Source organism: Methylobacterium gregans (assembly GCF_022179245.1).
Classification (GTDB): Bacteria; Pseudomonadota; Alphaproteobacteria; order Rhizobiales; family Beijerinckiaceae; genus Methylobacterium; species Methylobacterium gregans.
On record NZ_BPQM01000032.1, the window covers coordinates 20,327 to 38,113 of the forward strand.

At 66.3% G+C, this 17,787-nt stretch carries 17 protein-coding genes and 1 pseudogene; 11 read left to right on the plus strand and 7 right to left on the minus strand.

Annotated elements, in window-relative coordinates; genetic code table 11:
• Positions 1-21 precede the first annotated feature (21 nt).
• The 4 genes from MFF54_RS08445 to MFF54_RS08460 all read left to right on the plus strand — a co-directional run bounded on the left by MFF54_RS08445 (position 22) and on the right by MFF54_RS08460 (position 3,051).
• Positions 22-486, plus strand: a complete 465-nt coding sequence (locus MFF54_RS08445; RefSeq protein WP_238302164.1) for a nuclear transport factor 2 family protein — start codon at positions 22-24, stop codon at positions 484-486.
• 29 nt (positions 487-515) lie between these two features.
• A complete protein-coding gene (locus MFF54_RS08450) occupies positions 516-878 on the plus strand; it encodes a hypothetical protein (protein WP_238302165.1) in 363 nt (120 codons plus the stop codon).
• A gap of 118 nt (positions 879-996) precedes the next feature.
• Positions 997-1,887 carry a LysR family transcriptional regulator gene (locus MFF54_RS08455; RefSeq protein WP_238302166.1) on the plus strand — a complete coding sequence of 297 codons (891 nt, stop codon included), beginning with the start codon at positions 997-999 and terminating at the stop codon, positions 1,885-1,887.
• 198 nt (positions 1,888-2,085) lie between these two features.
• Positions 2,086-3,051, plus strand: coding sequence for an alpha/beta fold hydrolase (locus MFF54_RS08460; protein WP_238302167.1), 966 nt, complete (start codon positions 2,086-2,088; stop codon positions 3,049-3,051).
• Positions 3,052-3,178: 127 nt separating this feature from the next.
• Here MFF54_RS08460 and MFF54_RS08465 read toward each other — a convergent pair whose 3' ends face one another.
• Positions 3,179-4,009, minus strand: coding sequence for an oxidoreductase (locus tag MFF54_RS08465; protein ID WP_238302168.1), 831 nt, complete (start codon positions 4,007-4,009; stop codon positions 3,179-3,181).
• Positions 4,010-4,204: 195 nt separating this feature from the next.
• On the opposite strand from MFF54_RS08465, the gene tehA reads away from it, so the two are divergent.
• From tehA to MFF54_RS08480, 3 genes are all read left to right on the plus strand, one after another.
• The gene (gene tehA / locus MFF54_RS08470) at positions 4,205-5,233 is read left to right on the plus strand and encodes a dicarboxylate transporter/tellurite-resistance protein TehA (protein ID WP_238302169.1); all 1,029 of its coding nucleotides are present in this window, start codon (positions 4,205-4,207) and stop codon (positions 5,231-5,233) included.
• 560 nt (positions 5,234-5,793) lie between these two features.
• Positions 5,794-6,036, plus strand: coding sequence for a hypothetical protein (locus MFF54_RS08475; RefSeq protein WP_238302170.1), 243 nt, complete (start codon positions 5,794-5,796; stop codon positions 6,034-6,036).
• Between the two features lie 244 nt (positions 6,037-6,280).
• Positions 6,281-6,778, plus strand: a complete 498-nt coding sequence (locus tag MFF54_RS08480) for a hypothetical protein (protein ID WP_238302171.1) — start codon at positions 6,281-6,283, stop codon at positions 6,776-6,778.
• A gap of 891 nt (positions 6,779-7,669) precedes the next feature.
• Here the strand turns inward: MFF54_RS08480 and MFF54_RS08485 are convergent.
• Positions 7,670-8,074 carry a recombinase family protein gene (locus MFF54_RS08485; RefSeq protein WP_238302172.1) on the minus strand — a complete coding sequence of 135 codons (405 nt, stop codon included), beginning with the start codon at positions 8,072-8,074 and terminating at the stop codon, positions 7,670-7,672.
• Positions 8,075-8,470: 396 nt separating this feature from the next.
• Between MFF54_RS08485 and MFF54_RS27965 the strand changes: the two genes are divergently transcribed.
• Together MFF54_RS27965 and MFF54_RS08495 are read left to right on the plus strand one after the other, a co-directional pair.
• Positions 8,471-8,758: a hypothetical protein gene (locus MFF54_RS27965; RefSeq protein ID WP_238302173.1), complete on the plus strand. Its 288-nt coding sequence runs from the start codon at positions 8,471-8,473 to the stop codon at positions 8,756-8,758.
• A 135-nt stretch (positions 8,759-8,893) separates the two neighbouring features.
• Positions 8,894-10,657 (plus strand): annotated as a pseudogene (locus MFF54_RS08495) (ATP-binding protein); the annotation flags it as partial.
• A 1,196-nt stretch (positions 10,658-11,853) separates the two neighbouring features.
• Here the strand turns inward: MFF54_RS08495 and MFF54_RS08500 are convergent.
• Entirely contained in the window at positions 11,854-12,990 is a 1,137-nt protein-coding gene (locus tag MFF54_RS08500; RefSeq protein WP_238302174.1) for an HPP family protein, read from the minus strand.
• Between the two features lie 189 nt (positions 12,991-13,179).
• Here MFF54_RS08500 and MFF54_RS08505 point away from each other — a divergent pair, with 189 nt between their 5' ends.
• Complete coding sequence (locus MFF54_RS08505; RefSeq protein ID WP_238302175.1) at positions 13,180-13,500, plus strand: hypothetical protein; 321 nt, start codon at positions 13,180-13,182, stop codon at positions 13,498-13,500.
• A gap of 223 nt (positions 13,501-13,723) precedes the next feature.
• Positions 13,724-13,918: a hypothetical protein gene (locus tag MFF54_RS08510; RefSeq protein ID WP_238302176.1), complete on the plus strand. Its 195-nt coding sequence runs from the start codon at positions 13,724-13,726 to the stop codon at positions 13,916-13,918.
• Between the two features lie 338 nt (positions 13,919-14,256).
• On the opposite strand, the gene MFF54_RS08515 is transcribed toward MFF54_RS08510, so the two are convergent.
• From MFF54_RS08515 to MFF54_RS08530, 4 genes are all read right to left on the minus strand, one after another.
• Complete coding sequence (locus tag MFF54_RS08515; RefSeq protein WP_238302177.1) at positions 14,257-15,171, minus strand: hypothetical protein; 915 nt, start codon at positions 15,169-15,171, stop codon at positions 14,257-14,259.
• Between the two features lie 1,213 nt (positions 15,172-16,384).
• Positions 16,385-16,777, minus strand: coding sequence for a DUF2958 domain-containing protein (locus tag MFF54_RS08520; RefSeq protein WP_238302178.1), 393 nt, complete (start codon positions 16,775-16,777; stop codon positions 16,385-16,387).
• 323 nt (positions 16,778-17,100) lie between these two features.
• On the minus strand, positions 17,101-17,541 hold the full coding sequence (locus MFF54_RS08525) for a hypothetical protein (RefSeq protein WP_238302179.1): 441 nt from the start codon (positions 17,539-17,541) through the stop codon (positions 17,101-17,103).
• Positions 17,538-17,787, minus strand: a 250-nt coding sequence (locus MFF54_RS08530) for a hypothetical protein (protein ID WP_238302180.1), incomplete at its 5' end; no start/stop codon positions are given. The genes MFF54_RS08530 and MFF54_RS08525, both read right to left, overlap by 4 nt.

A 17,787-nucleotide genomic window follows, 5' to 3' on the forward strand; every position in this document is an offset into this window, starting at 1 on the left:
GAAAACCCCGAGGAGAAGCCGATGTCCCGTCCCCCGCTGCCGCCGTTCACCGAGGAGAGCGCCATCGAGAAGGTCCGCCTCGCCGAGGACGGCTGGAACAGCCGTGATCCGGCCAAGGTCGCCCTGGCCTACACGACCGACACCCGCTGGCGGAACAGGGCCGAGTTCGTCACGAACCGGGAGGAGGTCCAGGCCTTCCTCACCCGCAAGTGGAACCGCGAGCTCGACTACCGCCTGATCAAGGAGCTCTGGGCCTTCACCGGCAACCGCATCGCGGTGCGTTACGCCTACGAGTATCGCGACGACAGCTGCCAGTGGTTCCGGGCCTACGGCAACGAGAACTGGGAGTTCGCCGAGGACGGGCTGATGCGGGCCCGCCACGCCAGCATCAACGAACACCCGATCAGCGAGGCCGAGCGCCGGTTCCGCTGGCCGCTGGGGCGCCGGCCCGACGACCATCCGGGTCTCAGCCACTTCGGCTTCTGAACCGACCCTCGAAGCGTGGGAATGCGGCCATGTCTTCCTTCACCCTGGACGGGCGCGTGCGCCTGTCCGTCGCGCTCGCCCTGGCCGAGGACGGCCGCGACCCGCCCGTTTCTCCAGGGCGGGAAGCGGAGGCCCGCGGGCTCGGGATGTGCGGCGCCGAGGTCGACGCCGCGCGTCGCGGCCGGAGCTTCGACGCGCGCACGTCGCGGGCGCTGGTCCTAGCCCTGGCGGCGGCCTCCCGGGACGGCGGGCGCCTTTACGAGGCGCGTGCGCGGGCGGTCTGGTCAGGCATCCCCGCCGAGGTCTGCCGCGAGATCGAGAGCCTCGCCGTAGAGCTCGCTGGCGACGGAGCGGCGCCGGACCCGGATCCCACGGTCGCCCGCGAAGGCTAGGCGGCCTGGCCCGGCATGCCGTTCACCATGGTGCGACGGCTTGGCGGCGCGCATGCTCGAACAGCTGTATTCGTCAAGGCCACGATGGCCGGGCCGCTGGGGACGGGGGAGCAGGGACATGGACCGCTGGCAGGCCATGCGGATCTTCGCGAAGGTCGCGGAGACGGCGAGCTTCGCGGAGACCGCGCGCCTGATGCACATGAGCCCGCCGGCCGTGACGCGGGCCGTCGCCGCGCTGGAAGAGACCATCGGCGCCCGGCTGTTCGTGCGCACCACGCGCTCGGTGAAGCTCACCGAGGCCGGTGGCCGCTACTACGAGGATTGCCGGCGAATCCTTTCCGACATCGTCGAGGCCGAGGCCGCCGCCGCAGGTTCCTACGCGACGCCGTCCGGAACCCTCACGGTGACAGCATCGGTCCTGTTCGGCCACATGCACGTGCTGCCCATCGTGACCGATTACCTCGACGCCTACTCGACCATGGCGGCACGGACGCTGTTCGTCGACCGGCAGGTGAACATCGTCGAGGAAGGCATCGACGTCGCCGTGCGCATCGGCCACCTCTCGGATTCTGGCCTTACAGCCGCGCGGGTCGGGTCGGTGCGCCGCGTCGTCTGCGGCTCACCGGCTTACTTCGAGCGGCACGGCGTCCCGCAGAGCCCGCAGGACCTGAGGGACCACCGCGTCGCCATGTCCACGGGCGCCTGGGCCTCGATGGAGTGGCGGTTCGCGCAGGATCAGCGCGTGACGGTCCATCCCGCCCTGATGAGCAACACGAACGAGGCCGGCATCGCCGCGGCGCTCGCGGGCTGGGGCCTGACCCGGGTGCTGCACTACCAGATCGGCTCCGCCTTGCTGGGAGGCCGCCTGCAGGTCGTGCTCGCCGACTACGAGGAGGAGCCGCTGCCCATCCATGTGGTCTACCCCGAGGGGCGGCAGGCGCCGGCCAAGGTGAGGACCTTCGTCGACCTGGCCGTGGCGCGGCTGCGGGCCAACCGCCTGCTCAACTGAGCGGGCGCAGGGTCGACGCGAGGCGTCGGTCCGGGTCGGTTCGACCTAGCCGAGGTCATCGGAACCAAGCGATACTATCTATTCCGCAGGCGACAACAATGCCTTCCACACGACGCCGATTAACGCCTGCAAGCTGAACACCGATGATGTCTCCATGAGGCGGCGAGGTCCTCGACGCCCCCGCGAAAGGAGACACCGATGAAACACCTTCTGCTTGCCCTGATGCTCACGACGGCCGGCACCGTCCTTCCCCCTCAAGCCAAGGCAGAGCAGGCCCTGGTCGCCGCCCAGACACTGGCGACGGTTCACTACCGTTCCGCGACGGTCGACGGCGTGAAGGTCTTCTACCGCGAGGCCGGCCCGGCCGACGGCCCGGTCGTGCTGCTCCTGCACGGATTCCCGACCTCCTCGCACATGTTCCGCAACCTGATCCCGACGCTCGCGGACCACTACCACGTCATCGCGCCCGATTACCCCGGCTTCGGCCAGAGCGACGCGCCCGACCACACCCAGTTCGCCTACACCTTCGGCCACTACGCCGACCTTGTGGACGGCCTGCTCGGCCAACTCGGCGCCAAGTCCTACGCGATGTACGTGATGGATTACGGCGCGCCGGTTGGCTACCGCCTCGCCCTCAAGCACCCCGACTGGGTGACCGGCCTGATCGTCCAGAACGGCAACGCCTACGACGAGGGGTTGCGCGAGTTCTGGGATCCGATCAAGGCCTACTGGGCCGACGGCTCGGCCAAGAGCCGCGAGGCACTGTCGGGTCTGGTGACCCTCCCCACGACGATCTTCCAGTACACCGACGGCGTGCGGGACGTCTCCAGGATCAGCCCGGACAACTGGGTCCACGACCAGGCCCTGCTCGACCGGCCCGGCAACAAGGACATCCAACTCGACCTATTCTACGATTACCGCACGAACGTGCCGCTCTACCCGCAATTCCAGGCATTCTTCCGCGAGCGCAAGCCGCCGACGCTGATCGTCTGGGGCAAGAACGACAAGATCTTCCCCGAGGAAGGGGCGCACCCCTACCTGAAGGACTTGCCGGACGCGGAGCTGCACATCCTCGACACTGGCCACTTCGCGCTAGAGGACAAGCTGGATGAGATGGCGCCCCTCATCCGCGGCTTCCTCGACAAGCAGGTGGCGAAGCGCTGACCCTTCTGAGGGGCCTGGCTGGTAGGCGCGACGCGGACCGCGCCCCCTTCATGGGGGTGCGGTCCTTGGCATTCCTGCCGCGTTTCGATGACCGTGAGAGCGGGGCATCTGCGGGGGAGACCTGGCGTCAAGGTTGGAAGTCGGTCGAGAGGCTGAGCTCGCGCCAGGCACGCAACTCGGCCAGCCGCGCCTCGTCGCCGGCCTCGGCCCGCGCGTAGGCGTCGCTACCCAGCACCAGACGCAGCGGCGGGGCCTTCGCCGAGACCACGGTCATCATCGCCCGGGCGGCGCGCTCTGGGTCGCCGGGCTGTTTGCCGTCGTAGGCCCGCTGCATGGCGGCGACCTGGCCGACGGTCTCGGCGTAAGCCGGACTGCCTTCGGCGATGCGCGTCGACGATCCCGCGAAGTCCGTCCGTAAGCCGCCGGGCTCCACGATGGTGACGTGCACGCCGAAGGGCTTCATCTCGATGGCGAGAACCTCGGAAAACCCCTCCACGCCGAACTTCGCGGCCGAGTACGGGCCGCGACCAGTCGCGCCGGTTCGCCCCCCGATGGAGGAGACCTGCAGAAAGTGGCCACGGCGCTGCGTCCGAAAGAGGGGAATGGCCGCCTTGGTCACGTTGACGACCCCGAACAGGTTCGTCTCGACCTGCGCCCGGAACGAGGCGAGGTCGGTGTCCTCGATGGGCGCGACGTCGCCGTACCCGGCGTTGTTGACGACGACGTCGACGCGTCCGAACCGCTCTACGGCAGCCTCGACTACCCGATGCGCCGCCTCCTCGTCGGTGACGTCGAGAGACAACGCGAGCACGCGCTCGCCGCCGGCCTCGACGAGGTCCACGAGCGCGGCAGGGTCGCGCGCCGTCGCGCAGAGCCGCTCGCCCGCCGCGACGACGGCCTGGGCCAAGGCCCGGCCGAGGCCACGCGACGAGCCCGTGACGAACCAGGTCCTATCCATCTCCACCACCGCTTCTTCATGTTTCGAAGACGCCGAGATCGGTGGCTGAGCGGCTGCCCTCAAGCATCGCGTCGCGAACCTCTCCATTGCCGAGAGAGGAATAAAGATCGGGGCCGTCGTCCATTATCATCCTTGTCGAGAAGCGGTGGGCGCAGCGCCCGCCCGACAACATCCCGACCTCACAGGAGAACGGTCATGACCACGGTCTCTATCGTCGCCGGCCCACGCCTCCACCTCGCGCAGCGCATTAGGGAAGTCGCCGCGAACACGCCGGCCGCCTACTTCGGCATCGTGTTGGGGCTGTCCGGCCTCGGCGGGGCCTGGCGCGCGGCCGTGCTCGCCTGGCACCTGCCCACGGTCGTCGGGGAGGCGGTCTACGTACTCGCCGGCGCAGTCTGGGCCGTGCTCGTCGTCCTCTATGCCCTCAAGGCCGTCCTCGCCCCGGACAAGCTGGCGGTCGAGGCGGCCCATGCGGTCCAGTGCTGCTTCATCGGCCTCGCCGGAGTGGCGACCATGCTCGTCGCGAGCGGCCTCATCCCTTACTCGGCCGGATCCGCAACCGTCCTGTTCGGCCTCGGCTTCCTATTTACGCTCGGCTTCGCGGTCTGGCGGACGGGCGGCCTCTGGCAAGGCGGCCGGGACCACGGCACCACCACCGCGGTGCTGTACCTGCCGACCGTGGCCGGAAGCTTCGTCTCGGCGACCGGGGCGTCGGCCCTGGGCTACCAGGATTGGGGTCAGCTCGCCTTCGGCGCCGGCCTGTTCTCCTGGCTCGCGATGGAATCGGTTCTGCTCCACCGCCTGCTGACCGGGCCTGAGAAGCCCGTCGCGTTGCGCCCGACCCTGGGCATCCAGCTGGCGCCCGCGCCGGTGGGGGCCGTGGCCTACCTCTCGGTCGGGGGCGGAGCGCCGGACCTCTTCGCGCATGCCTTGATCGGCTACGGTCTGCTCCAGGTTCTGGTTCTGGCCCGGCTCTCGCCGTGGGTCGCGAAGGCCGGCGCTGTCCCTGGGCTCTGGGCCTTCAGCTTCGGCGCGACTGCCATGGCAACGGCCCCGGTTCGCCTGGTTGCCCATGGCGATGCCGGAGCGGTCGCCGTCCTCGCCCCGGTGCTTTTCCTGGCAGCGAACGGCCTCGTCGTCGGCCTTACCATCATGACCGTGGCTTTACTGCTCCAGGGCAAGATGTTTGCTGCACCGACGGCATCGAGCCAAGCACGGACGTGACCGTACCCCCGGTCATCTCGCCAAGTAATCCGAGGATTGCTTTCAAGCGGTTGTTGAGTGCCTTGCTGTTGGACCAACCACCGATCACGGTGGAGCGTTCTTGTTCGTGTTGCTTCGGCAGCGGTTCGTTGCCGAGGACGGTTATGGTGGTCGGAGCAACCATTCCATCTCAACAACAGCTGTTGGCCTCCAAGCGGCCATTCCGATGTCTTCGGTCGGAGGTCCGCTGATGGCGCAACTGAGACCAGCAAGCTGAGCTTTTGCAGCGTCCGCTTCGGAGAAGTCGCCGGAGCCGGATGAGCGGCCGAGATGGACGCATTGCGGAGCGTCTGGTTTCGGGGAATGCGTTTTTTGTTCAGACTGGCGCTCAAATCCTCCCTATGACTTAGCTGGTTTGCAGCCCTGATCGCATCAGGGTTGCGGAAGCGTTGCGGAAGCAGCGCGCGACCTCACGATGGAACGTGTGGTCGAGTGATGCATGCCGGGCAGCGGCCAAGGGTAGAGACCTCGGCCAGCCAATTCGAACGCCGAGCCTGCCCCTTCGGAGGAGCCGCCGCGCCATGTCGATCAAGGCCCTGAATGACCGCAAGAAGCTCTCATCCGACTTCAACGAGGCCAACGACGCCTTCATCGACGCGGTGCTCGGCGCGCTCCAAGCCGGCGAAATCCCGCTCGATCTGGCGCGGGCCTACCTCGCGCATCCGGTCGCCATGATGCACGCCGACGGGGCGCAGGCGGTGGCGAACTACTTCGAGCGCATCCTGTCGCAGAGGCCGAAGATCGACTGGACACCGGGCAGCTGAGAGCCGGCCGCGCGCATCGGCAGTTCTGCCCGTTACCGCGGCCAGGAGGCTGTGGTTTCCCGGCCGGTGCGAACGACACCGAAGCAGCGGTGAGGCTCCCAGGTGCGTCGGACAGGCAACGGCATGCCTTCCTGTCATCGAAAAAGATTAGCCGATCACAGAGCGTTGATGGTGCCAACCGGCAACGTGGTTCGGGCTGCCGAGCGTGGGCGGAACAATTAGCTTGGCTATTCGTTCTGCTGGCATGGAACACTTTAAGTCGACCTTCGCCGCCACGGGCATTGCCGTGCTGGGCCTGATGGCCGCTGCTGGTATCCTGCATCCCGGCAACTTCGAGCGGCAGGCTCAGCCGGCTGCCAAGAGCCACGCGGTGGCGGCGGCCCCGACGGCTTGGGTCGATCCGCCGGCAAGCCGCAGCGTCGCTCTGCGGCGGGCGGCGCCCCTGTCCGACACGGCCGCGCTCATGAAGCCTGAGCCGACGATCGTGCTCTCCGCCGATTACGCGATGGTGCAGCCGCTGTCGGCCGAGTTGACGCTGGTGGCCACCACCGCCCGCAGCGCACGGACTTCTCAGGCCCCCAAGATGGCCCGCCACGCCACCACGCGCCAAGCTGCTCTGATCCGTCCGGCCGCTAACGAGGCAAGCGCTGTGCAGCAGCCAAGCATCGCTGATTCCTCCAGCCAGAAGATCGACCCGATCGGCGACCTGCTGCGCGGCCTCGGCCTTACCGACAAGAGCTGACGCCCCGCGGGTGGCGTGCGTCACAGCAGCGTTGCCAGCCCGATCGCCACACCTACGACCACGCTCAACGCACAGCCCGCTACGATCTCACCGGCGTGCCTCGGGATCCTCAGCACCGGCGCGTACAGATCGATCGCCCCTATCGAAGTGCTAGAAGGCGTTGCCGAGCGTCTCGGATGTCAGGTGCATCGCCGCCTGACGCGACCACGTGCGCTGCCGCACCAGATGGTCCACAAATGTACCGAACAGGGTGCCTGCTGCGCTGCAAAAGATTGCAGGGTGCGCCGCAACATGGCATGCCAGACGGGTCGAAGTGCGATGGCATCGCGTTCCGGCAGCCCTTCTTGGGCGTTTCCTCCCTAGACTTCGGGCCGCTCCTTCGGGGGTGGCCTTTTTTCTCGGTCAGTGGTGGCATTAGCTGCCCTGCTCGACTGAACCCTCTCGCCTCGCCGGACGTTCGCCTTCGAACTTTAAGCGAGGCCATTGAATGCGTTCTGTCCTGTTTGCCCTCCCGCTGGCCGTGGCGTTTGCTGGTGCTGCTGTGGCCCAGTCTGCCTTGACGCCAGCTCCAGGCGCTCCCGCTCCGGCCACTCCCGGCGTAGCAGCGCCGCTTACCGGTGCGACCGGCTCTCCGGCCGCAGGCAGCTATTCCCCGACTGGTCGTCCTGCCGACTCGATCTCCAACGACTCTTCCGCGGCCGGCAACGCAGGGCAGCCGTCGCGTGTGGCTCCTCAGGGCGGCGGTGGTAGTAGCCGCTGATAGGTGTTGTCCTTTAGGTATATCAGCAGCGGCTGTGGTAGATTAGGTTGATCGTAGTTCGGTTGACGAGACCCCGGACCACCTGAGCGGCGCGGCCTTCATGGGCTCGCGCCGTTTCCTTCGGTGATGGCTCAAGCCGCCTTTCCCGGGTTCAGCGCCCGGTGCACTGATCCCTTGCCGATGCCGAACTTGGTTGCGATGGCGCCCATGCTCAGGCCTATCGCGGCCAGCGCCTGAATCTCCGCCTTATTGGCGCGCACCGCCGGCTTGTGGCCGTTGTAGGCGCTCTCCGCCTTCGCCTTGGCGGTCCCCTTGCGCTGGTGCTCCAGCATCAACTCTCTCTCGGACTGCGCCACGCCCGTAAGCACGTTCAGCATCCGCTTGCCCGTTGGCGTCGCGGTGTCGACGCCGAGGTTCAGTATTGGCAGCGCTACGCCCTTGGCATCCAACGTGGCCAGAATGGCGCCCATGTGCGTCACCGAGCGCGCGAGGCGATCGAGCTTCGTGACCACCAGCGTGTCGCCGGAGGCCGACATCGCCCCCGCTCGCGCCGACCGCTATCACGGGCAGGTGCGCACGTGCTGCCTTCAGCTCGCTTGCGACGACCAGGTCGCCGGCTTCCTCTAGGTCAAGCACGACGCAACCGGGCATCAGCGAACTCGCCACCCTGAGGAGGGCCTGACCGCTCGCAAAGGCTTGCACCTTGTAACCAGCGGCCTGCAGCGCATCGACACACGGAGGTGCCGCTTCCAGCGACGACGCCGGCTTGCAACTTACCGAGATCTGCCTTCAGGTTTGTTCAACCTTTGGTTTCATCTCGAGACCGGATGCCGCGCGAGCGTGGGTCCGGCGCACCTGCAACACCGAACGACGTCGCATGCTCGAAAGCGCCAACTCCGAGTTCCCCCCCCTTCCTCGCCGGCGGCCGCCGCATGGGCGAGCTGATGCGTTCCCATGACTGGTCCGACTCGCCGCTTAGGCATCCCACTGCCTGGCCGCCCAGCCTGCGCTCGACCGTGAGCCTTCTGCTGGCATCACGCTTCCCGATGTTTGTGGCCTTCGGGCCCGAGCTCGGCTTCCTCTACAACGACGCCTACGCCGAAATCCTCGGGGACAAACATCCCGCAGCGCTGGGCCGCCGCTTCCACGACGTCTGGGCCGAGATCTGGTCCGACATCGCCCCGCTCATCGATAGGGCGCTGGCTGGCGAGCCGACCTAGTCGGAGGACCTGCCCCTGACCATGAACCGGCGCGGCCACGACGAGCTCACCTGGTTCACCTTCTCCTACTCTCCAGTTCGCGACGAGGAGGACAGGGTCGCGGGCATGTTCTGCGCCTGCACCGAGACGACGGGGCGCGTGCAGGCCGAGGCGGCCCTGCGCGCCAACGAGGCGCGTCTCCGGTTCCTCGACCTGCTTGGGAAAGAGACGGCCAAGAGCGTCGATGCGGACGAGATCCTCGCGACGACCACCCGCATGGTCGCCGAGCACCTGATCCTCTCCAACTGCGCCTACGCCGACATGGACGCAGACCAGGACGGGTTCACCATACGGGGCGACTGGGCAGCCGAGCGGTCGCCCAGCATCGTCGGTCATTACAGCCTCGCGGACTTCGGCACGCGGGCCGTCCGGGATCTCAGCGCAGGCCGGCCGCTCATCATCAACGACAACCTCGCGGAACTGGCGCCCGAGGAGGCGACGACCTTCCAGACCATCGGCATCGCGGCCACGATCTGCATGCCGCTGGTCAAGGACGGCCGCCTGACCGCGCTGATGGCCATCCACGACCGCGTCCCGCGCACGTGGTCGGACTACGACCTCGCACTGATCACGGAGGTGACGGAGCGCTCCTGGGCGCACATCGAGTGTGTCCGAGCCATCGCCAAGCTCGAAGCGCTGAATGCGACGCTTGAGCAGCGGGTCGAGGAGCGGACCTCCAAGCTCGCCGAGACGGAGGCGGTACTGCGGCAGTCACAGAAGCTTGAAGCGGTCGGCTAACTTACAGGCGGGGTGGCCCACGACTTCAACAACCTCTTGACCATCATCCGCTCGTCGGTGGACTTCCTGCGCCGGCCCGACTTGGCCGAGGAGCGCAAGGCCCGCTACCTCAATGCCGTCTCTGATACGGTGGACCGTGCCGCCAAGCTGACGAGCCAACTCCTCGCCTTCGCCCGGCGCCAGCCCCTGAAGCCGGAAACGCTCGACGTCGGCGCGCGCCTGCGCGTCGTTGGCGACTTGCTCGACACCGTCGCGGGCGCCCGCATCAAGGTGGTGACCGACGTGCCCGAACATCCGTGCTTTGTCCGGGTGGACGCGAGCCAGTTCGAGACGGCGCTCGTCAACATGGCGGTGAACGCCCGCGATGCCATGGACGGCGCGGGGACGCTGACCCTGGGCCTGCGCTGCGGCGTGCCGCTGCCGCCGATCCGTGGCCATGCGGGTGCCGACGGCCCCTTCGCAGCGGTCTCGCTCCACGACACTGGCTCGGGCATCCCGGCCGACCTGCTGGTGCGTGTTTTCGAGCCGTTCTTCACGACGAAGGAGGTCGGCAAGGGTACCGGGCTCGGCCTGTCGCAGGTGTTCGGCTTTGCAAAGCAGTCGGGCGGCGACGTCTCGGTGGAGAGCGAGCCCGGCCGGGGCGCGACCTTCACGCTCTACCTGCCCGAGGTCGAGGCCGAGCTCGCCCCGCGGGGGGAGGCCGCCGACGCTGCGCAGATCGAGCCCGGCGGGGCGGGCCAGCGCGTGCTGGTGGTCGAGGACAACGTCGAGGTCGGGCGCTTCGCCACCCAGATCCTGGAGGACCTCGGCTACGCGACGACATGGGCGGCCAATGCGGAAGAGGCTCTGGACAAGCTTGGCTCCAACGGGGCCGGCTTCGAGGTCGTGTTCTCGGACGTGGTGATGCCGGGCATGGGCGGGATCGAGTTGGCGCGTCTGCTCAAGCGCTGGCTGCCGGACCTGCCGGTGGTGTTGGCGTCGGGCTACAGCCACGTGTTGGCTCAGGAGGGCTCCCACGGCTTCGAGCTGCTGCAGAAGCCCTACTCGGCTGACCAAGTCTCGCGCATGCTGCGCAGGGTTCTTGGGCGGAGTCGACCCAGGACCGGGATGGGGATGGCTTGACGCGACCTCAACCTATCAGTCCCCGCCCGCCGGCAGCGGTACGCGGACGGAGACACGCAGGCCGTCCGGTGCGAATGCGACGTCAATTTCCCGCACCCGTCTGCATCGACAGCACCTTGTTGAGGAGGCGGTGTCCGAAGCCCTCGCGAGTGGGATGCCCGACGAGCGGGTCGTCATGCTTGGCCCAGTCCTAGTGTCGTTGCAAGGCATTCAGCAGATCCATCAGCGGTCGCCGGAGGTCCGCTTCACACCGGTAAGGTGTCCATCGATGACGGTGCATCGGACGGTAGCTCAGGGTCGAGAGCGGCGGTTCGGCGCTTGCTGGCCCAATGTCGGCTTATGGCGCCTAGCAGGCCTCAATCAGTTAAGGGGACTGCCTGGGGTGTCAGCTCATTGTGACTGCATCAAGCTGCCTGAAGCGGCCATCATCAGCATCGCGGTCATGGGATGTTCTGCGTGGCCCGCGGCCGGGTGTTTGCGGTTGAAGCAGCGGCTTGCGCGGATCGCCCCATGCCAAGTCGGCTTCCCCGATCCGGCCACGCTTACTAAATGCTCACCCCTCGCTGATCGTTCATCGCCTGCCCAGGGTGTCTCTGCCTTATCGGCTCTGGGCGAGCAGCGAACGGGCACCATTGCACCAAGGCAAATCTGCTATGCTGCTGGATGTGTGCTGGCGAAACCAAACTTGGGATGGTCAGGCGGCACACCGAGGACGGTGCCCGGCACATCGCGAACCAACAAGCGCCCATAACTCGCATCCGGACTGCTGGCATTCCGACCGAAGAGGCAGAGGCGCTGCTCGCCACCTACGAGGATATCCAGCGCCAGCATGAGGACCACCTCGCGCGGATCCTAAGTAAGCAGGGGTAAGAGGGCCGCTTAAGGTAGGAAGCGTCGGTTCGGCGCCTGTCGGTTCATGATCGGCTGATAGCCGGCGCTCAAAGCGCCCGCCATCCGGGCCATCCTTACTCCGCCTTCGGTTTGCGGAGGCGATAGACCTGCCAAGTCAGCATCATGCTCGACGCCATCAAGGCGGCGTGCAGCAGGTGAAGGAGAAGCGGTCCGCTTTGCATCGGCACAATCCCGTGGACCTGGCTGCGCCAGGACTACGGAGGCACTGGCAACAACCGGGCCAACGCCCACGATGCCGCGCTGCGCCTTCGAGCCGACCTTTCGGTTCAAGCCGTGGCGGCCGCCTAAGCTGACACCGGTTCGCGGGGCGCAAACGCCTTAGCCGAAAGCAGGCGCGTCAGAGTCGCAAGCAGATCGGTCTGGGTGATGATCCCGAGAATCTGCCGGTCATCATCGACAACCACTACCGCATGCGTGCGGCCGTCGGTGAGCGAGGGGGCCAACGAAACCACCGGCTCGTCCGGTTCAGCCGTCTGAGCGTCAGACATCACCTGCGCGATGCCCACATTTCCGTGCAGCGTCAACTCGCGCAGGCCAAGCGTGCCGGCAAGTCGGCCGGCTCCGTCCACAACAGGAAGCGTCCGGATGTTGTGTGCGATGAGGAGTTCCCGCGCCCGCTCAGCGCTACCATCCAGCCCGACAGTGATCACATCGCGCGACATCACCTCCCCACAGGTGAGAGTGCCCTGGGTGCGCACAAGCGCGCGAAGTTCGACTTGACGAAGGAGCCGGTCGAGATCGGCGCGATCGATGTCCAGCGTCTCATGCAGCTCGACAAGAGCGGCGTCCACGTCTTCGGGCCTGAAGCCAACCCGCAGCGGCGCGGGTAGGTCGGCCGTTCCGTGCGTGTTGACCGGGGCTGCGACGGGAACGTGCGGGTAGTTGCGGCGTGAGATCTTGTGGAAGACGACGCCGAGCGCGACCAGGATGATCGAGTTCACGCAGACCGGGAACAGCGGGAACAGGAAACCCGCGGAGGTGACGGCAGGACCGCCGATCAGCGCGGTCAATGCAGCGGCGCCACCAGGGGGGTGCAGGGAGCGGGTGAGAGACATCGCCGCAATGGCCAACGAGACGCCGACACCGATAGCGATGACCGGGTCCGGTATGACGTGAGCGGCGAGCACGCCCATGAAGGCCGAGATCGTGTTGCCGCCGATGATGGACCAGGGCTGGGCAAGCGGACTTGCCGGCACCGCGAACAGCAGCACCGCCGAGGCTCCCATCGGCGCGACGATGAGCGGGATGTGGGGCCCTTGGCCGAAGACTAAGCCGCAGATCAGGCCGGTCAGCGTGATACCGACCAGCGCCCCGAGGCAGGCCACCATGCGCTCCCGCAGGGTCGCGCCCGCCAGGATCGGCCGGAACAGCCGAAACCCGCTCGACGTGCCGACTTGTTCGGAACTGACGGACTTGGACATCCTCGCACGTCCCTTGCTTGCCCAAACCGAAGTCAGAGACGCCCAATCGCCGGGCAGACGCTCGGAACTTCGGTCCGGCGGACTGGTATGCCAGATACCGGTTTACGGGCAGCGAGCGAAATTGCAACATGTGAGGGCAGATTGCCTGTCATTGAGGCAGCGCGCACTTTGGTGCACGATCAGTGAGATATGACAGAGATCGTCGCCAGCGCCATTCTGACAGCGGCAGCGGCGCTCGGCTGTGTGCGCTTGGGTGAACTCTTTAAGGGCAGGCCGAAAGCGACCCCCTTCGGCCGAGTCTCCACCACTGTAGGAGTGACAGTGTTCCTGACTGCAGCTGGCCGCATGTTCGAACGCGGCGGACTCGCGGCTGCCGGGTTGCTCCTGCTACTCGCGTGGCTGGTTCATGACATCGTACGGCGTCATCATCCATCCGAGCGTATCGTTTCGATCTGTACCTGGCTCAGCCTTGGTATGCTGGTCAGCTCCATCGCCCTCGAACGAGGCTGAGCCCGGCGCCTTAGGTCGCGGAGCTTGCCAGGCCTAGGCTCTCGACGCCGGACCGCCAGGTGTAGAGGCCGGAGGTCGGGACGGGGGCGAGGTGCGCGAACATTCCGGCCTTGTGGGCCGGTTGGGTTGCCGGAGCCATGCCTGTTCACCCAATCCCAACCTGCAAGCCGCAAGGAAGCACCCGCCGCGGCCGTGTCGTGTTCCGGGCCGCGTGGGAGGCACGATGACCGAGCGAGACGCGGGCTACGTCCAGGCGCTGGATCGGATGGTGGCGCACTGCCGCCGGCTGATGCTGGACCGCGAGACCCTGCCAGAGGGCCGCGAGGAGCACCGAGCGCTCATCGACTATATGGAAGGGCAGATCGAGCGGATGCAGGAGCGGGCCGACGCGGCAGGTGAGCTGCGTGAGGCCTGCTGAATAACTTTGAGGCGGCACGGTTCTGCCGGCAACCCACCTCTGCGGGACTCAGCCTCCACCCCCGCCACTTCCGCCTGCCCCGGGACCGCCGAGATTGCCGTCCCTGTTCGGCGTATTCCAATGGATGATGCTGTCGCTTAGCGGAAGCCGAATGCAGACATGACATGAGCTGGCTAGATAGCACTGGGGCCACGGAGCTTCCTGCTGATAATGCCCTGAGCATCTGCCGCACGAAGTCAGAGGCCGTTTGGAACGGATGGATCGGGCAACTACCTCTGCTCAGTAGCCGATGCGTAGGCCTCTGGCGCTGCGCATCGACCTGGGTTCAGAGCGCGGCGTTAGGCCCCAGATGCCGTGGGACCGCAGTGGTCCGCCGCTCGCCGGTTGCGCGGCCCCTCCGGATCCAAGGCATCTGCGTAGTGGCGGTCCAGGACGCCCGAGAACAGTGCGTTGACGCCTGCCCGCACGGAGGCGGGATAGCGCTGGCGGTACAATGCCAAGCGGGCGTAGAAGCTGCGCGGCCGCTCCAGGGCCGCCCCTCGGCCGAAGCCGCACAGCGTCGGCTTGAGGTGGCTGAGCACGGCAAACAGCACCGCTTCGGCGTCGTAGTCGCGGACTTCGACGATGAGCCGGTGCAGGCCCCGCAGCCCGAAGGTAGAGCAGGTCTGGTTCTCCGTCGCTGTGTCGCCGACCCGCCGGTGCAGGCGCCAGGCGAGCTGGCGCTGTGCATAGTCCAGGAGCTGCCGTTTGGCAGCCGAACCGGCCGTCGGATCGCCTTCAATGAGGCCGACGCAGAGGTCGGACAGGAGTGTGCCGTAGAAGCCGTGCTCGCGCACCGCTGGCGGCGCGAGTACCTCGTGGTCGACGCAGCCGTCGATGTCGTGCTGGACGAAGCGCGCCAGGGTCTGGGCGTAGGCAAGCATCAGCTCGATGCGGTCGAGAGTCTCACGCAGATCCGGCGGGGCGGTGTCGGCGGCCAATACGGCGTCGATATGCGGGCGAAGGCTGTCGACCGCCGAATAGAGGCCGGAGCGTAGGCCGATGATGGCCGCCTCCTGTTGCCGGCGGGTAGCCAGACGGTCCGACCGGAGTGACAGCTCGGCACTAGGTGATGAATTCGAGAGGGTCGACGATGCAGAGGCGCCATCGGTGAAGCTCGGACGTTCATTGGACGTGCCAAAACCATTGATGGGCAGCTCATGTGTATGAGGATGGCCGCTCTGAATCAGGGTAGATAGTGAATGGCTGGGCATTGGCTTGGCTTCTCGCTAAGACCGGTTTTGACGGCGCAGACGTTGTGAGAGACATAACATAATCAGACAAGTTTTTCGCTTTATCTGTGTCTCAGCCAATTTCTATTTCAATACGTTGTGCACAGATTAGGGCGCGCCTAATAGAAATGGCAAATCAAGCGGCCGAGGTGCGGCGTTGGGTTTTGTCTCCCCCTTCGTCCGTAAGGTAGTGTTGTTTATCGCCTGCTCAAGGCAGTAGCCATGTACACGAAGGAGACTGTCACAAAATCTTACATTGTTCAGTTCGGTGGCCGGGGCGGCAGGCAGGAATATGCATCGCAGGGCGTGGCGGTTCAGGCCTTCCCTGCGCTAGCGATGTCGTCGTTGCTGGTCCGCCCAGCCCGCCGCGCCCGTCTGCGGATCACGGCGGGTTTTCCGGAGGGATGAGGTGGACGCGGCCTGCTGGCATGGCCTGACCGACGTACGGATGCCCTTTTCCGTTCCGGCATCAGCCATCACCCTGTCTTCGGGACCGTTGGGTTCGAAGCGAGCCGGCGCCCGTGAACCGGTCTGGAGCAGCGGCATCTGGTTTGGGGTGCAGTCGGATATTGCGCTAAGGCCTTGTCAGCCTCGCGAACTCCGTAGCCTGGGGCAGTGTTCTTAGAGGGTTTACGGGAGTGAATGATGGCAGAGGTGAGTTAGTTATGCCGTACGTTCGAGCTTAGATACGTGGTGAGTTGGATGTTTTTGTTGATATAATTTATCGTCAAGTGCTTTTCTACCAATTACAAAAATAAATCATCCTGCGGGCGTAGGGTTTGCGATCTTGCATTGAAATGACGGCAGCCCCATCGCACAACGATACCCGTGGAACGCAGCAATCATGGGGACAGCATGCGCCACGGTCCATTAGCACGGGGGGCTTGGCCCAGGCGTGTGGAGGCAGAGAAGGGTGCCGACGAAGGGCATGCTCCGGCTCCGAGTTCGAGTCGATGGCCACCGACGCCGACGTAATGGCCCGGCCCGGCGGCCGGTATAGCGGCGGGGGCCATATAGTCGGCCCCCCCGTCTCTCGACCCGATCGCTGCTAGACCGGGACGAGTCAGGCCTTGAACGGGCGATTGAGGTGCCGCCGCTTCGAGGGACGCGGCGCCGAAATGATGGCTCGGAAATGGACGCCCGGTATCGTGCGCCGCCGTGCCAAGCCAAGCTTTGCGCAGGATCTAAGACCAACCTACGCTCTGATACGCCCAATCACCCGGGCCGCAGCAGCATAGGTGGAAAGCGGCCGGTCAGGCACGAAGGCGACATCGCGCTCCACCGGTAGCCCGAGCCTGCCACGCAATGCTGCCAACTCGGCCAAGCTGACGTAGCCGAGTTCGGGCTCGCCTAGGCCAAGGTCGCACAACCCGAAAGCCCGGTCCGGATCGGTCGGGTTGATCTCGGTCAGCAGCCAGGTCGCGGCGGCGTCAGGGGTGAAGAGCTTGACGACCGGAGCTGGGTCGATCTCGGCACCGGCAGCGGTTGAGGCACCGTTGGCAAGGAGGGCCTCGCGGTCCTCGACGGTGAGGAGGTCGGGTGCGGGCAGGTGCGGCAGACGTGATGTAGAACGGCAGCTGGATGGCATGGTGGCCTCGGTAGGGTCGGCCGCAGAGCCTGCGGTCGACACTGCATTCGAACTGAAATGCACGAAGTTCAGAGGATCGAGATCGAGAGCGGGGCCGGGCGTAGCAGTGAGCTGGTGTTGATCGCACCCAACCGGAGTGGGCCTGAACCTAACCGGCTGACCTCAGCTCCGATGTGGTCCTGTGTGGCCAAAATCGGCGCTCCATGGCGGCTGTGATTGCGCCCGCGCCGATCCACGTCTCCGTGACTTGGGGCTCGTGAGGCCGTCCTTGGCGATTTTGTAGGGCAATGCTGCGTCGCCGCTATGAGGCGCGGCCCTGAAGATCAGCGCTCCAGATCCTTCAGCTGATGAAGGTCGGCAAAGAGGGCACGCAGATGGGCACCGGGGAAGGCGGTGCTGTCGCTCGGCCCGGCCTCGCTCAAAGCAATCAGCACGCCGACTTTGATGGCCAGGTCGATGAGGTCGGTGGCCGGAGCGAGCAGCAGGCGCACGGCAGTATCGTCAATGCGGGCTGCCAAAGCATCGTCCCGCGCCTTCACGGCAGCGAGCCTGTCGGAGCGGACGAAGCGGCGGTGACGCAGGAAAGCGGCCTCGACCTTATCTCGGACCATGAAGGTCGTAGCCTGGGCATTCAGCAGGCTCGACAGCTCGGCGAGAGCCCGCTGGACCGATGAAGCGGCTATACCGGTCGTGGGGCGCAGCGCTGGGTAGGTGCCGCCGAGATCGGCGAGCACCCGGCGGGAAGGCGGCGGCAGCGCGTTCATGCCTGGGCCTGAACCTGGCTCTGGCCGACGCCCCGCTTCAGCGCGCCGGCACGGTTCCGAGACATGCTCGCCGTTGCTGCGGGCTTGGCCCGAGCACGATCGGACGCAGCCGCCTCCGAAACCTGTTCGGGGTTCGCCCAGTCTGGCCCGGCGGCCGAGGCAGCTTTGCCCGCAAGGCGTCGAGGAGCTGGCGGCGCCGGCATGGCCTGCGTGAGGACGAAGCGGGCGACGCGGCCGAGATCGAGG